General features: G+C 66.5%; 12 protein-coding genes and 1 tRNA gene. 5 read left to right on the plus strand and 8 right to left on the minus strand.

Annotation, left to right across the window (positions count from 1 at the left end):
• Both selA and IEW85_RS09495 read right to left on the minus strand, forming a co-directional pair.
• The gene (selA, locus tag IEW85_RS09490) at positions 1-1344 is read right to left on the minus strand and encodes an L-seryl-tRNA(Sec) selenium transferase (RefSeq protein ID WP_188685060.1); all 1344 of its coding nucleotides are present in this window, start codon (positions 1342-1344) and stop codon (positions 1-3) included.
• Positions 1345-1376: 32 nt separating this feature from the next.
• Positions 1377-1471 (minus strand) — tRNA-Sec (locus IEW85_RS09495).
• Between the two features lie 87 nt (positions 1472-1558).
• On the opposite strand from IEW85_RS09495, the gene selD reads away from it, so the two are divergent.
• The gene (gene selD / locus IEW85_RS09500) at positions 1559-2581 is read left to right on the plus strand and encodes a selenide, water dikinase SelD (protein ID WP_188685062.1); all 1023 of its coding nucleotides are present in this window, start codon (positions 1559-1561) and stop codon (positions 2579-2581) included.
• Between the two features lie 17 nt (positions 2582-2598).
• On the opposite strand, the gene nrfD is transcribed toward selD, so the two are convergent.
• From nrfD to fdh, 3 genes are read right to left on the minus strand one after another with little or no spacing between them, the layout of a single operon-like run.
• Positions 2599-3666 carry an NrfD/PsrC family molybdoenzyme membrane anchor subunit gene (gene nrfD, locus IEW85_RS09505; protein ID WP_188685064.1) on the minus strand — a complete coding sequence of 356 codons (1068 nt, stop codon included), beginning with the start codon at positions 3664-3666 and terminating at the stop codon, positions 2599-2601.
• Positions 3663-4670 carry a 4Fe-4S dicluster domain-containing protein gene (locus IEW85_RS09510; protein ID WP_188685066.1) on the minus strand — a complete coding sequence of 336 codons (1008 nt, stop codon included), beginning with the start codon at positions 4668-4670 and terminating at the stop codon, positions 3663-3665. Before IEW85_RS09510 ends, nrfD begins: the two co-directional genes overlap by 4 nt.
• The gene (gene fdh, locus IEW85_RS09515; protein ID WP_188685068.1) at positions 4670-7969 is read right to left on the minus strand and encodes a formate dehydrogenase; all 3300 of its coding nucleotides are present in this window, start codon (positions 7967-7969) and stop codon (positions 4670-4672) included. Before fdh ends, IEW85_RS09510 begins: the two co-directional genes overlap by 1 nt.
• Positions 7970-8116: 147 nt before the next feature.
• Between fdh and IEW85_RS09520 the strand changes: the two genes are divergently transcribed.
• Complete coding sequence (locus IEW85_RS09520) at positions 8117-8875, plus strand: lipoate--protein ligase family protein (RefSeq protein WP_188685071.1); 759 nt, start codon at positions 8117-8119, stop codon at positions 8873-8875.
• Between the two features lie 96 nt (positions 8876-8971).
• Here the strand turns inward: IEW85_RS09520 and IEW85_RS09525 are convergent, their stop codons facing one another.
• The 3 genes from IEW85_RS09525 to IEW85_RS09535 all read right to left on the minus strand — a co-directional run bounded on the left by IEW85_RS09525 (position 8972) and on the right by IEW85_RS09535 (position 11574).
• Complete coding sequence (locus IEW85_RS09525) at positions 8972-9607, minus strand: MBL fold metallo-hydrolase (protein WP_188685073.1); 636 nt, start codon at positions 9605-9607, stop codon at positions 8972-8974.
• Positions 9608-9655: 48 nt separating this feature from the next.
• Entirely contained in the window at positions 9656-10753 is a 1098-nt protein-coding gene (locus IEW85_RS09530) for an S-(hydroxymethyl)mycothiol dehydrogenase (protein ID WP_188685075.1), read from the minus strand.
• 152 nt (positions 10754-10905) lie between these two features.
• Complete coding sequence (locus tag IEW85_RS09535; RefSeq protein ID WP_188685077.1) at positions 10906-11574, minus strand: vitamin K epoxide reductase family protein; 669 nt, start codon at positions 11572-11574, stop codon at positions 10906-10908.
• A gap of 409 nt (positions 11575-11983) precedes the next feature.
• Here IEW85_RS09535 and IEW85_RS09540 point away from each other — a divergent pair, with 409 nt between their 5' ends.
• The 3 genes from IEW85_RS09540 (at position 11984) to rpmA (ending at position 15508) form a co-directional block, all read left to right on the plus strand.
• Positions 11984-14698 carry an Rne/Rng family ribonuclease gene (locus IEW85_RS09540; RefSeq protein WP_188685079.1) on the plus strand — a complete coding sequence of 905 codons (2715 nt, stop codon included), beginning with the start codon at positions 11984-11986 and terminating at the stop codon, positions 14696-14698.
• Positions 14699-14879: 181 nt separating this feature from the next.
• A complete protein-coding gene (rplU, locus tag IEW85_RS09545; protein ID WP_188685081.1) occupies positions 14880-15188 on the plus strand; it encodes a 50S ribosomal protein L21 in 309 nt (102 codons plus the stop codon).
• 65 nt (positions 15189-15253) lie between these two features.
• Positions 15254-15508 carry a 50S ribosomal protein L27 gene (rpmA, locus tag IEW85_RS09550; RefSeq protein WP_188685082.1) on the plus strand — a complete coding sequence of 85 codons (255 nt, stop codon included), beginning with the start codon at positions 15254-15256 and terminating at the stop codon, positions 15506-15508.
• Positions 15509-15596 lie beyond the last annotated feature (88 nt).

Below are 15596 nucleotides of genomic sequence, written 5' to 3' on the forward strand. Positions count from 1 at the left end.
TCACACCTGCTCTTCGGAGGGTGCGGCGTGCAGGTCATGAAGGACCGAGCGCACCGCCTGCAGCACGGTCTCATCATCGCTCTCGGGGACACAGCGAAGATCCAGCAGGCACCAGGAACCGCTGGTCCTCGTCACCACAGGGGGGTCGTGGGAGCGCAGGGGCTCAGCCGCCGACTCCGGCAGCCGGACAGCCCAACCGGGCAGCGGCACCTCTGCGCCCCCGCCGCCGCCGACCCGCCCATCATGGGCTACGACATCGACGCCCACAGCCTCGGCGACGCGGCGTGCCCGGAGCAGCAGGACCTCTGGATCTGCATGCAGCGAAGTGGTCACCGGTGGTGGACCGCCGGTGAGCGTCGCCTCCAGTGCCGCCAGAGTGAGCTTATCGGTGCGTACGGCTCGGGCGAGAGGATGGTGCTTCAGCTCCGTGATGGTGTCGGTGGAGCCCAGGAGCAGGCCGGCCTGCGGACCGCCGAGAAGCTTGTCGCCGCTGGCGATGACCAGGTCAGCGCCGTCAGAGAGAGCACCTCTGAGATCTGGTTCCTCGGGCAGTGCGGGCTCAGGATCGAGGACCCCGCTGCCGGCATCGACCACCAGCGGCAGCCGGTGGCGCTGTGCCAGCCCAGCAAGCTCAGCAGTGGGGACGGTCGAGGTGAAGCCCGCGATCCGGTAGTTGCTGGGGTGGACCTTGAGGATACAGGCGCGCTCGTCCTGGGGGACAGCCTCCAGCGCGGAGGCGTAGTCCTGGAGGTGGGTCCGGTTGGTGGTGCCGACCTCCATCAGCTCAGCGCCGGTGGACTCGATGAGGTCGGGCAGCCGGAACCCAGCGCCGATCTCGACCAGCTCGCCGCGACTGATGATCACGCGCCCCGTGCCCACCAGGGCGGCCGCCGCCAGGGCGAGCGCCGCGGCCCCGTTGTTGACGATGAGAGCATCCTCGGCCGGGCCGCAGGCGTTCAGCAGTGCGCGGCGAGCACCTGCTCCTCGCTGGGACCGGCGGCCCGTGCGCAGGTCCATCTCCACGTCGACGTAGCCGGCGGCGTCGACGACGGCCTGGCGAGCCGCAGGGGACAGCGGCGCCCGTCCGAGATTGGTATGGATCACCACTCCGGTGGCGTTGATGACCGGACGCAGGGAAGACGGGCGATGGCCCTCCAGCTGGGCGATCACCTCGGGCACGACCTGTTCGGGGGAGATGATGCGGCTGCGTGCGCGGCTCTGGGCCTGGTGGATGATCCGCTGGAGCACAGGCTCGCCGAGTGAGTGCGCGGCGTCGCGCACCTCGGGGTGCCCCAGCACCGTGTCAGTCCCCGGGATGCGACGCCGGGGATCCTCCTCAACCACGTCCAGCCTCCTCATCAGGGTGGCAGCAGGTTTGGCGGAGGTGGACGGGAATCGAACCCGCCAGACCGAGGTACTCGGTCTCAACGGTTTTGAAGACCGCGGAGCCCACCAGGACCCATACACCTCCACCGGTCAAATTATCACGTCGGCCGGAGGTCTCCCGCGCTGCACAGGGGGCTATGGCCCGGTGAGGCACCTCTCCTATACTCGCGGTATGACTGATCGAGCGCCTGCAGCAGGAACCGGAACAGTCCGTCTGACGACATACGCTCATGGGGGAGGCTGCGCCTGCAAGATTCCGCCCGGTGAGCTCGAGGAGGTGCTCAGCGGCCTCCATACGCCTGAGGCGGAGCAGGTGCTCGTCGGCCTCAACAACGGAGATGACGCGGCGGCGGTGCGCTTCGACGGCCGGACCGCCATACTCTCCACCGCTGACTTCTTCACGCCTGTGGTCGACGACGCCTACGACTGGGGCCGGATCGCCGCGGCCAATGCCCTCTCCGACATCTATGCTATGGGAGGCACCCCCAGGGTGGCGATCAACCTGGTCGGGTGGCCGCGGGAAACCCTGCCGATGGAGCTGCTGGCAGAGGTTCTGCGGGGTGGCCTGGCCGTCGCGGAGCAGGCCGAGTGTCCTCTGATCGGTGGGCACACGGTCGATGATCCGGAGCCGAAATACGGACTCTCCGTGACCGGGACCGCAGATTCCGAGTCCCTGCTGCGCAACGACGCCGCAGAGCCCGGTCTGCCCCTGACGCTGACCAAGCCCCTAGGGCTGGGCCTGCTGAACAATCGTCATAAGGCCACAGGAGAGGTCTTCGCGGAGGCTGTGGAGACTATGGTCACGCTCAACCGGGACGCCGCGGAGGCCGCCCAGTCCGCTGGGGCGCGTGCTGCCACCGACGTGACCGGCTTCGGACTGCTGGGCCATCTCTACAAGATGTGCCGGGGTTCCGGCGTGGGCGTCCGCCTCGATTCCGCGGCCGTCCCATTGGTCTCGGGTGCCTCAGAAGCACTGCGGGACGGCTATGTCTCCGGCGGAACCCGGCGGAACCTGGAATGGGTTCGCGACCACCTCTCCGCCGGAGCAGGGGTGACCGAGGAGGACCTGCTGGTCCTGGCCGATGCGCAGACCTCCGGCGGCCTGCTGGTGGCGGGAGAGGTCCCGGGCTACCCGATCATCGGGCACACCACGGCACCTCCGCGCGACGGCCGGGCCCTGATCGAGGTCAGCTAGCTGCCGCACTTCGGGATTCAGCCGACTGTGGTGATCGAGTCGTCCACCACGCCCTGGGCACGGCGTCGTTCCAGCCGATCCTTCTGCGGTTCGATGGTGTGTCGCGGGTCCTCTGCCGAGCTGATGCCCGCGCGCAGGACGCCCACACGGGTGAGAGCAGAGCCGCCCAGCAGCAGCAGACCGCTGAGTACCGCCGTGGGACGGCGCCCACCCAGCAGGACCGATCCGGCGGTCCCAGCGAGAGTCAGCCTTTCGGCCCATCTGAGCATCGTGCCGGGCGCGCCGTCCTCCAACGGCTCGGCCTCTGCCGGGTGCATCCTCTTCTTCATGATCTTCATCGAGGCAACTTCCCCGATGGCGGCCGCGGCGGAGAGCGCCCGGGCGGGCTGAGTCTGCTCGGGCGGCGTCGAGACCAGGGCCGCTCCAGACGCCGCCAGGGCCGCTGAGGAAGCGAAGAGGAACGGCAGTTCGTCGCGACCAGCGTTCCATGTCGGCACCGCGGTGTCGGCCAAGAGTGCGCCGGTGTAGCTCGCCAGAGGAGCGGCCAGCAGCGTGGTGCCGACCTCGGCCGGACTCTCGCAGACACGCAGCACACGCCGCGCCGGCCCGAGGGGAAGTCTGTAGGCCGTCAACCGGTCCATCTCGACGGCCGCCGTGACGGCGGCCGCCGTGCTGAAGGAGCTCAGCAGCCACGTGCCCATGCTCATGGGGGAAGTCGGTTTGAACGTGCGAAGCATATAGAGAAAGCGTTCCGGCCGGCCCAGGTCGTGGATGAGTGCAGCGGTCCCCAGCCCGACGGCCCCCAGTGCGGTCAGTCGGGCGTTCCGGCGCAGCAGGGGCCGGTCGGTCCACCGGGCGCCGACGGCGAGCAGCGATGATCCTCCGGCCAGGCCGCCGAGGAAGAGGTAGGCCGCGATCTCGTCACCCCACGGCGGTGCTTTCACCACGGGCCGACCGTAGTAGGTGGAGAACTGTGGCTTCTCCACCAGCGGGACTTCCCGAGCGCCCTCCTCGGCCCGATTCCCCTTCCTCCGGCTGCGGCGAGTCTCCGGCGGTCGGTGGCTGTCATGAGGCGATGTCGTCATCTACGGCCTCCCCAGGCGAAGGAGGCACCGACGGCGGCGAGCATGCCGGCTGCGGCGACCACAGTGTGCTTGTACATCCGCGGCAGGTCCTTGGTGGGCACGCGCGGATCGGGCGGCAGGCCATAGACCTCCGGCTCGTCGAGCAGCAGGAAGACCGACCCCGTGCCCCCGACGCCGTCCTGAGGGTTGGCCCCATAGAGCCGAGCCTCGGTCATGCCCTCGCTGTGCAGGTGAGCCACGCGTTCACGGGCCTGGTGGACCATATCGGTGTGCTCGCCGAACTTGATCGAGGTCGTCGGACAGGTCTGGGCGCAGGCCGGGGTCTGTCCGTCCACCAGGCGGTCATGGCAGAACGTGCACTTATTGGCGGTGCCCTCGTTGGCGATCTCTTGGGCGTAGCGCGATTGATTCCGCTCCGTCTTGGCACGGATGATGCCTTCGTCTCTGCGTTCGATCACGCCGAAGGGGCACCCGCCGACACATGTGCCGCACCCGTTGCAGATGTCTTCCTGGACCTTCACCGTTCCGAACTCAGTGCGGTACAGGGCTCCGGTCGGGCAGACATCCAGACAACCGGCATGGGTGCAGTGTTTGCACACATCTGAAGACATGAGCCAGCGGAACTCAGCAGTGTCCGGGGGAGTGGTGTCTCTGCCCCCGGACGGGCCGGACGCTCCGGACGAGGACGGCGGCCCCACCCCTGGCATGCCCAGGCTGACGAGCTTCCTTCCGGATTCCCGCGCAGTCTGGATGCGTTCCTGGTCCTGCTCCACGAATGCTACGTGTCGCCACGTGTTGGCCCCCAGCGATCCGGTGTTGTCATACGAGGACTCCAGCAGCTCCAGATCGCCGTCCTGCGGGTTGCCGTTCCATTCCTTGCAGGCCACCTCGCAGGCCTTGCACCCGATGCAGATAGAGGTGTCGGTGAAGAATGACTTCCGCTCCTGGGCACGTTCCCCGTGGGCTTCAGCGCTGCGAGCGGGGTCTTCGGTGAGCGAGCGCATCAATCCTCCTCGCTGGTCGTGGTCTGGGGCTCCGGGTAGGGCGCTGTGAGCTTCTGATTGCCTGTGTCCACTGTGATCCCAGCACGCTTCCGGTAGTTCTCCACCAAGTCCAGCAGCGCCTGGCCGCGCGGTCGCCGTCCAGGGATGACGTCGCACTGTGCGGCCTTCGAACCCTGGATCTGGACGTTGGGGTCCAACGTGATCCCCAGGAGGTCGTTGGCGGCGTCGCCTTCGACCACTGCGTCCGTCCCTGTGCCCCAATGGTAGGGAAGGCCCACCTGGTGAATGCGCCTGCCCCCGGCCGTCAGCGCACGGACACGGTCTGTGACCAGTACGCGAGCTTCGATGGCTGAGCGTGGAGAGATGATGGTGGCCCATCCGTAGTTCTCTATGCCGACCAGCTCAGCGAACTCCGGCGAGACTTCGCAGAACATCTCCGGCTGCAGCTCTGAGAGGTAGGGAAGGAACCTGCTCATGCCTCCGGCCGTGTGGTGCTCGGTGAGGCGATAGGTGGTGAACACATGCGGGTAGACCTCGGAGCCGTGTTGGGCGGCCGAGGGTGCGAGCAGATTGTCACTGCGGGGCAGGGTGATCCTGGCCGGATTGCTCTGCTGCGCATAGAGCGGATTGGAGATGGGCGATTCCGGAGGCTCATAGTGAGTGGGCATCGGGCCGTCCACCAGACCGTTCGGGGCGAAGAGCCACCCTTTTCCGTCGGCCTGCATGATGAACGGATCATCGCCGGCCAACGCATCAGGTCCTCCGGCATCGGGATGTGACTTCGTCCCCGGAGCGAGCGTCTCGGGGAAGTCGGGGACGTCGCGGCCGGTCCACCGCCCGTTCTCCTGATCCCACCAGATGTGCTTCTTGCGTTCGCTCCACGGCCGGCCTTCGGGGTCAGCTGAGGCACGGTTGTACAGGATGCGCCGGTTGGCGGGCCAGGCCCATGCCCATTCGGCGGCGGTCTCATCCTGTTCGTGGCCCGGTCTGCGCCGTGCCGCCTGGTTGACCCCGTCAGCGAAGATGCCTGTGTAGATCCAACATCCTCCGGCGGTGGAGCCGTCGGCTCGCATCTGAGTGAAGGCTGACAGCGGCGTGCCGGCGTCGGGGCCGTCGACGTAGTACCCGTTGATCTCTCGGAGCACAGATTCGGGATCCGGCTCCCCATGCTCATCAGTGGGGTAGTCCCACGTGAGATCGAGCAGAGGACGGTCCCGCGGGTCAGAGGAGTCCGCGACTCGGGCACGGATGCGCCTGCCCAACTCGTGGAAGAACTCCAGCTCGCTCTGAGCGTCGTCGGGCGGAGTGACCGCCTGGTGGCGCCATTGGACCAGCCGCTGAGTCTGGGTGAACGATCCGGCCTTCTCCGTGTGGTTGGCCGCCGGCATGAAGAACACCTCGGTGTCAATGTCTTCGGTGCGCAGCTCGCCGCTCTCGATCTCCGGGCCGTCCTTCCACCATGTCGCTGACTCGATGAGGCTGAAGTCACGGACCACCAGCCATTTCAGGTGGGACATGCCCATGCGCTGCATCTTCCCGTTCGCTGAACCCACTGCCGGGTTCTGCCCGACGAGGAAGTATCCGTCCAGCTCGTCCCGGAGCATCCGTTCCACCGTCTGATAGGTCCCGTGGGCGCCGGTCAGGCGCGGCAGGTACTCGAAGGCATAGTCGTTTCCTGCATGGGCGGCGTCGCCGAACCACGCTTTGAGCAGGCTTACGGTGTAGGCATCCGCGTTGGCCCAGAACCCCTTCTGGAGCTTTGAACCGATGGCTCCGGTGAAGTCTTCCAAACTGTCGTGCTGACCTGCCTCCGGCATGGGGAGGTACCCAGGAAGCAGGTTGAACAGCGTCGGAATATCGGTGGAGCCCTGGATGGTCGCATGGCCGCGCAGGGCGACGATTCCGCCGCCTGGACGTCCCATGTTGCCCAGCAGCAGCTGCAGCACTGCGGCCGTTCGGATGAACTGGGCACCTTGGGCATGCTGGGTCCACCCAACGGCATAGCAGAACGCCGTGGTACGTTCGCGACCCGAATTCTTCGTGATCGACTCCGCCAGGTGATGGAAGTCCTCGGCAGAGATGCCGCAGGTCTCTTCGACCATTTCGGGGGTATACCGCCGGTAATGGCGCTTCAGCAGCTGGAAGACCGAGCGGGGGTCCTGCAGGGAATCGTCCCGCTCGACGTCCGCGTGCCGCAGCGACGGGCCGCCGGCGCCGTATTCATCCGGCTCAGCGACGTCACTCTCTGGTTCTGTGCCAGGCTCCTCGACCTTCTCCTCATCTCCGCGGGAGGCATAGGACCAGGACGTCGCATCGTAGGTGCCCTTCTGTGGGTCATACCCGGAGAAGAGCCCGTTCAGGTCCTCAGTGTCCTGGTAGTCCTCCGAGACGATGGTGGCGGCATTGGTGTAGTGACGGACGTACTCGTCGAAGTGCAGGTCGTTGCTCAACACGTAGTTGATCAGCGCACCGAGCAGGACGATGTCGCTGCCGGCGCGCAGTGCGACGTGCTTATCGGCCACAGCGCTGGTGCGGGTGAAGCGGGGATCGATGTGGATCACGCGCGCTCCGCGCTGCTGAGCCTCTGTCACCCATTGGAATCCGACGGGGTGGCACTCGGCCATGTTGGATCCCTGGATGACGATGCAGTCAGCGTTCGCCAGGTCCTGCTGGGGTTGTGTGGCGCCCCCGCGCCCGAACGAGGTTCCCAGACCGGGAACCGTGGAGGAGTGTCAAATACGGGCCTGGTTCTCGATCTGAACCGCGCCTGCAGCGGAGAAGAGCTTCTTGATCAGGTAGTTCTCTTCATTGTCGATGGTCGCTCCGCCCAGGCTGGCCACACCCATGGTCCGATTCACGGGGTTGCCGTGCTCGTCCTCATCTTCCCAATGACGACGGCGTGCCTCGACGAAGCGATCGGCGATCATATCCAGAGCCCGATCCCGATCGAATTCCTCCCAGTCATGGGAGCGAGGAGCGCGGTAGAGGACCGTGGTCTGCCGGCCCGAAGAATTGACCAGCTGTTCGCTCGCCGCTCCTTTGGGGCACAGTCTGCCCCGGGATATCGGTGAATCCGGGTCGCCCTCGATGTGGATCACGCGGTCGTCCTTGGCAAAGACCTTCTGCCCGCACCCGACGGCGCAGTAGGGGCAGATGCTCTGCACCACAGTGTCGGCGTCATCAGTCCGCGGAGCGGTCCGGCGCGTCTTCCGTGACGTGACGGCCGCACCGCGGCCGGTCGAGTCCCGGGAGCGCAGCTGTCGAAGGACGGGCCATTCGAGGGGCGTGATCCGTGCCATAGGGCTCATGCTAACAGCTGCGAGTGCCGTCAGGGAGGGGCTGACAAGGCCGCCCGGGAGATCTGTGGGCAGTGTGGCGCTGGGCGGGCGCAGAGGGGGCGGCCGAGATTTCAGCACGTGAGTGCAGGGACCGTAGACTCATTTCTCATGAGTGAAGCCGGGTCGCTGCTGCTCTACAGGCAGCCGGAGAGTTTCGGGGTCACCAGAGACCTCGACCTCGCCATCGAACTCCTCCAGGGCACCCGCCGGTACGCCAAGGACCCGGCCGATCCCCAGGCCACCGATCCCATGCTGCGGATCTATCGCCCGGAGCCCACTGTGGCCTTCGGGCAGCGGGACCAGAAGCTGCCGGGATTCCGCCGTGCGGCCGATGCGTGTGCCGACAATGGATTCGCCCCGTTGGTGCGCCGAGCCGGAGGACGTGCCGCCGCATACCATGGCGGCTCACTGGTCATCGACCATATCGAGCCGGATCCTGACCCCATCCGTGAGTCGCAGGACCGTTTCCGAGCGTTCGGAGCGCTCTTCGTCGAGGTGCTGCAGCGCTGCGGACTGGATGCCCAACTGGGACCGATCCCAGGGGAATACTGCTACGGAGAGCATTCGGTGCATGCCGTGCTGCCGGGTCAGCCCGATGTCCGCATCAAACTGGTGGGCACCGCCCAGCGTCAGGTCGGCTCCGGTTGGCTGTTCTCCACCTCAGTGGTGGTCGAGGACGGAGCCCCCATTCGCCGTGTGCTCAGCGAGGCCTATGCCGCCCTGGGCATGGAATGGGATCCGCTGACCGCCGGGGCCGCCACAGGTCTTCTGCCCGGGCTGAAGACCTCAGAGGTGGAGCAGGCCATCGTGGAGACCTATCGGCAGCACTGGGAGCTGCGTCCTGGCACACCAGGCCTGCTAAGCTGAAGCGGCGCACCGGCTGAGCGCGTTATCTCCAGCCGCAGATGCACAGCGGCCCCGGGCGTGGATCACCACGCCCGGGGCCGCTGTCACGCTGAGGCCTCAGCTGTTGTTCTTCACTGCCTCGTCCACGTTGGGCTTCTCAGCGCCCACAGTGGTGGAGGGTCCGTGCCCGGTCTTCACTGTGGTCTCCTCCGGCAGGGAGAAGAGCACCGTGCGGATGGACTCCACGATGGTCTCAAAGCTGCTGTAGGAGCGACCGGTCGCACCGGGGCCGCCGTTGAACAGCGTGTCGCCGCCGAAGACCACGCCCCCTTCCAGGTCTGTTGCGTAGTAGCAGGTGGAGCCGGGGGAGTGGCCGGGGGTGTGCAGGGCTTTCAGAGTGGTCCCTGCCACGGTGAAGGTGTCGCCGTCGGCGATCTTCACATCTGGCTCGGAGTCGGCGTAGACCTGCTCCCAGAGGACCTTGTCCTCCCAGTTCAGGTGGATCTCGCCGCCGATCCGGGCCTGGACATCCCTGACCTGACCGATGTGGTCGTCATGGGCGTGGGTCAGCAGGATGGCGGCCACTGTGCGGCCGCCCACCGCCTTCTCTACGGCCTCGGCGTCGTGGGCGGGATCGATCACGATGACCTCCTGGTCATCGCCGACGATCCAGATGTTGTTGTCCACCTGATGGGTCTCGCCGTCCAGGGAGAAGGTTCCGGAGGTCTCCAGGTGCTCGATGCGTGCGTTCATGCTGTGCTCCTCAATCCTTTCGCCGATGTTCCAGCGGGGTGACGGGGTTCAGGACTTGATCTCCACCACGGACCGCAGCACCTCGCCACGGTTCATGGTGTCGAAGCCTTCCTGGACCTTGTCCAGGGTGATGCGCTCGGTGACGAAGGCATCCAGGTCCAGACGCCCCTGCTGGTAGAGGTCCACCAGCATGGGGAAGTCGCGGGAGGGCAGGCAATCGCCGTACCAGGAGGACTTCAGGGAGCCGCCGCGGCTGAACAGGTCCTGCAACGGCAGCTCCAGGGTCAGCGAGGGGTCCGGAACGCCGACCAACACCACGCGGCCGGCCAGATCGCGGGCGTAGAACGCCTGCTTATAGGTGGCCGGGATGCCCACGGCGTCGATGACCACATCGGCCCCGAAGCCGCCGGTCAGCTCTCTGATGGCCTCCACGGCGTCGGTCTCCTTGGAGTTGACCGTGTGGGTGGCGCCCAGCTCGTCGGCCTTCTGAAGCTTCCGCGGGTCGAGGTCCACGGCGATGATCGTGGTTGCGCCGGCGAGCTTGGCTCCGGCGATGGCCGCAGTGCCCACACCGCCTGCGCCGATGACAGCCACGGACTCGCCGCGATTGACCTCACCGGTGTTGATGGCAGCGCCGATGCCGGCCATCACTCCGCAGCCCAGCAGGCCCACCGCAGCGTTGGAGGTGTCTTCGACGTCGTCGATGACGGTGCACTGGCCGGAGTGGACCAGAGTCTTCTCCGCGAAGGCGCCGATGCCCAGAGCGGCCTCGAGCTCGGTGCCGTCGGTCAGCGTCATGGGCTGGTCGGCGTTGTGGGTGCTGAAGCAGTACTTCAGGTCGCCCTTCTTGCAGGCCCGGCATTCGCCGCAGACGGCGCGCCAGTTCAGGATGACCTTGTCGCCGACCTTGACGTTGGTCACGCCCTCACCGATCTCGGAGACCCGTGCAGTGGCCTCGTGGCCCAGCAGATAGGGGAAGTCGTCTCCCACCTCGCCCTGCTGGAAGTGCTGATCGGTCTGGCAGACGCCGCAGGTCAGGACGTCGACCACGACTTCGCCCGGACCGGGATCCGGGATGACGATCTGCTCGACGACGGCCGGGGCATTCTTCTCCTTGACCACGACAGCATTGACGGTCTGTGACATGGCAGCTCCTCAGTAGGTGTGCAGACAGGTAGGTGCACCCTCATTCTGGCAGTCGGCCCCACGCCTGAACAGATGCTGTTCGGCTAGGTCGGCTAGCGAAACGTCCAGGTCAGAGGACGAGCAGAGGAGCTGGTGGGAAAACCCAGATCAGATCAGAAGGCCAGGATCTGGGGGAACATCACGATGATGCTGGCCGCCACGGCCAGGTAGAGCAGCAGCGCGGCCACCCACCACCATTCGCGGGCTGCGCGCTGCAGACCCTCACCGGCAGGGATGACCCCGTGGATGATGTTGCGTGCTGTCACGGCCGCGGCCATCGGGATCACCGCCGCCCACACCACCATGCAATAGGGGCATAGCGCGCCGATCACGTAGACCGCTTGGGACCAGAGCCAGATGCAGAAGCCCAGGGCGAAGAGCACGCCGGTCTGCAGGCCCACCCAGTACCAGCGCGGCAGGGACAGCCGGCCGAGCAGCCCGACGCCGATGGCGATGATCAGCGGGAAGCCCACCACGCCGATGAAGATGTTCGGGAAGCCGAAGGTGGAGGCCTGCCATGACTCCATGACCTGACCGCAGGAGACCCAGGGGCTGATGTCGCAGGCGGTGGAGTGGCTGTTGTCCTGCCAGAGCTGGATGCGCTCATAGAGCAGCAGGAAGCTGGCCGCGGCGGCCACCAGTCCGGTGATCACCAGCCACAGGCCCAGGCCTCGGTCGCGCGCGACATGGGGGAGGTCGGTCTGCTCAGCGGTGCCTCCGGCGCCGACCTGCGGCTCCTCGGGGGTGCCCTCCGACACGCCCGGCGTGGTCTCAACTGCCATACTGCGATTCTACGCCTCTGTGCTCGGTTCCAGCTAAGCGCTGGCCCACGCCCGGATGACAGCGGGCCGGGGCAGGTGTGCGATACTGGTTCCTATCGAGATGCGGACCACACCCGCTTATCGAGAAGGCTTTGATATTCCGTCGAGTCGCCGCGGAGAACACGCGGCACCACAACCAGTGATGGCGGACGGCCGGACAGCCGTGCAGAGCGCGCCCAGATAGCGGGGCAGCGCCCGGTGAGTCCCGGCAGAGCTGAGGAGACAAGGTTTTTAAGAGACAACGCAGGCAGTTCGAAGGCCGCACCCGTGGTGAGAGCACGGGGCAACGCGGCCGGCGGCACGAGAGAATCGTCGCCTCCGCCAGCTGGTGAGTGTGGCACCGCCGGAGACGGCAGGAGCAATTGCATACATGACCGACACCCCCACACCCCAGTCGTCAGGCACCGACGTCTTCACCCCGCTGTTCCAGGCCCCTGATCTGGATTCGGTGGAGCCCGTCAAGGTGCGCCCTGCTCAGCAGGAGGAGCCCGAGGAGCACAGCTCCGGCGAGGCTGAGGACACCCAGGACGACGCCGGCCAGCAGAGCCAGGACGGCGACTCAGGCCGCAGGCCCCGGCGCAAGCGCCGCCGCGGCGGCCGCAATAAGAACCGTCAGGACCAGGACGGCCAGCAGAAGGACGATGCCGACCAGGACTCTGAGGCCGAGGGCGCAGACTCCGGCTCCTCCGACGGGCAGAAGCAGGAGAAGGGCTCTTCCGGCGAGGCCGATGAGGAGCAGGTGATCCGCAAGCGTCGCCGTCGTCGTCGCGGCTCTGTGGATATGGAGCTCGAGGAGGAGAGCGATGACACCCACACGGTCACCCGTGTGCGTGCACCCCGCGAGGCCGCCGAGTCCGACGCTCCGGACAAAGTCACCAGCCTGAAGGGCTCCACCCGTCTGGAAGCCAAGCGACAGCGTCGCCGCGCCTCCCGCGAGGGCGGCCGCAAGCGCCAGGTCATCACGGAGGCCGAGTTCCTGGCACGCCGGGAATCGGTGGACCGCAAGATGATCGTGCGCCAGCGCGGCCAGCGGATCCAGATCGGCGTGCTCGAGGACGGCGTCCTGGCCGAGCACTACGTCTCCAACACCACGCAGGACTCGCTGATCGGCAACGTGTACCTGGGCAAGGTCCAGAACGTGTTGCCCTCCATGGAGGCCGCCTTCGTGGACATCGGACGCGGCCGCAACGCCGTGCTCTACGCCGGTGAGGTCGACTGGTCCGCGGCGAACCTGGGCGGCAGGCCCCGCAAGATCGAGAACGCGCTGAAGTCCGGGGACCCGGTGCTGGTCCAGGTGACCAAGGATCCGGTGGGTCATAAGGGTGCACGGCTGACCAGCCAGGTCTCCCTGCCCGGCCGCTACCTGGTCTTCGTCCCCGGCGGAACGATGACCGGAATCTCCCGGAAGCTTCCGGACACTGAGCGTTCCCGCCTGAAGAAGATCCTCAAGGAGCATATGCCCGAGGATGCCGGCGTCATCGTGCGCACTGCGGCCGAGGGCGCTTCTGAGGAGGAGCTCACCAATGACATCAACCGGCTGCGCGCCCTCTGGGAGTCCATCCAGGAGCAGGAGCAGGACCGGAAGGTGCTGCCGCCCGAGCTGCTCTACTCCGAGCCTGATCTGACCATCAAGGTGGTCCGCGACGTCTTCAACGAGGACTTCTCCTCCATGGAGATCCAGGGCGATGAGACCTGGGACAACGTGGAGGCCTATGTCACCTACGTCGCCCCGCATCTGCTGGACCGGCTCACCAAGTGGGAGACCCCGCAGGACGGCCAGCCCGGCGACGGCGACATCTTCGCCCACCACCGCATCGACGAGCAGCTGAACAAGGCGCTGGACCGGAACGTGAAGCTTCCCTCCGGCGGTTCGCTGGTCTTCGACCGCACCGAGGCGATGACCGTGGTGGACGTGAACACCGGCAAGTTCACCGGCTCCGGCGGAAACCTCGAGGAGACGGTCACCCGGAACAACCTGGAGGCTGCCGAGGAGATCGTCCGTCAGCTGCGGCTGCGAGACATCGGCGGCATCATCGTCATCGACTTCATCGATATGGTCCTGGAGTCCAACCGGGACCTGGTGCTGCGCCGTCTGGTCGAATGCCTCGGCCGCGACCGCACCAAGCACCAAGTGGCCGAGGTGACCTCCCTGGGCCTGGTCCAGATGACGCGCAAGCGCATGGGAACCGGCCTGCTCGAGGTCTTCTCGGAGAACTGTGAGCACTGCGCCGGCCGCGGGATCATCACCCATGAGGAGCCCATCGAGCACCGCCCGGCCTACAACTCCCACGGAGAGCAGCAGAGCGGCCGCAGCTCCAAGAAGCGCCGCAAGTCCAAGGGAGGCCGCGGCGGTGCCGGCAATGCGGAGAACGGATCCAACGCCACCTCCAACGACTCCTCGGCCGAGCAGTCCAAGGAGAAGGCGGAGAAGGCCCGTCAGGCACTCGCCCAGGTGGCTGCGGCCACCACCGGCAAGCAGGACGCGGATCAGGACTCCGCCGAGCGGGGTTCGGCTCAGCAGGGATCCGGCCAGCAGGAAGGCGGCCAGAAACAGCGGTCCGGCTCCAAGAGGGGCTCCGGGCAGAAGCATGGTTCGCAGAAGAAGTCCGGCCCCCAGGATCAGCAGGGCTCGGCGCCGCAGAAGGACCAGGGATCATCGGCCGTGGATCAGCCTGTGCTGACCATCGGTGGGGAAGAGGTCCCTGTTCCACGCGGCGAGAAGAAGGGCTCCGGCTCCGGCCGGAAGAAGGCCCCCAAAGATCAGCAGGCCCAGTCGGAGCAGTCTGAGGAGAAGGTCTCTCTGGACTCCTTGGACCAGGCCCTGGACTCCCGCACCCCCAAGGCCCAGGCGACTGCGGCACGGCCAGCACGCCGACGCCGTGCGGCCGGCTCCTCCCAGGGTGCAGGGGGAGAGGTCCAGCAGGTCTCGGCGGCGCTCTCCGGACCGGCCAAGACCTTCTCGTCCACCTCGGCTCAGGCCGCGACGGGCGAGCAGAAGAAGCAGGAGGAGAAGCCTGCCGCTGAGCCGATGATGTTCGGCGTCGGTGTGAAGGCCGAAGACATCTCCTCCCCGAACAACAGCTGAATACGTCCCCGGGCGGCGACGGCGTTGGTCGCAACACGCTTGCGGCGCGCCATCGCTTGCCGGGGGAGGGGATTTGCCGTACAGTAGATCCCTGGTGTCATCGGCACCGTCATGTCTTCCATGCGCTTTCACAGGTGCATGAATTATGTCCGTTTTATTCATCGAGAGAAGTGAGTCCCAAGTGGTGTACGCGATTGTCCGCGCAGGCGGCCGCCAGGAGAAGGTTTCCGTCGGAGACCTCGTGACCCTTGACCGCGTCCCCGCCGAGGCAGGCAGCACCATTGAGCTGCCGGCAGTGATGCTGGTGGACGGGGACAAGGTCACCACCGGAGCCGAGGAGCTGGCCAAGGTCAAGGTCGAGGCTGAGGTTCTGGAGGACGTCCGCGGCAAGAAGGTCGTCATTCACAAGTACAAGAACAAGACCGGCTACCAGAAGCGCCAGGGTCACCGTTCTGAGCTGACCCGGGTGAAGATCACCTCCGTCGGCTGATCTTCTGCCGACCGGCAGACTTTCCGCAGAATTCCCGTCCATCATCCTGAGAGGCAGGCAGACCTATGGCACATAAGAAGGGTGCGAGCTCCACTCGCAACGGCCGCGACTCCAACGCACAGCGCCTCGGCGTGAAGCGCTTCGGCGGCCAGAACGTCAACGCAGGCGAGATCCTGATCCGCCAGCGCGGCACCAAGTTCCACCCCGGCACCAATGTCGGACGCGGCGGCGATGACACGCTCTTCGCCCTCGCCGACGGTGCCGTCGAGTTCGGCAACCGTCGCGGCCGCAAGGTCGTGAACATCGTCCCAGCAGCCTGAACAGGCCTGCACAGACGATCTGACACGTAGAGTCAAGGGTGGGCCCGTCATCGGGTCCACCCTTGTTCTGTCTTAACAGCCGGTGAAG

Origin of the sequence: Nesterenkonia cremea, from assembly GCF_014642675.1 — a bacterium.
In the GTDB taxonomy this organism is placed as follows: Bacteria; Actinomycetota; Actinomycetes; order Actinomycetales; family Micrococcaceae; genus Nesterenkonia; species Nesterenkonia cremea.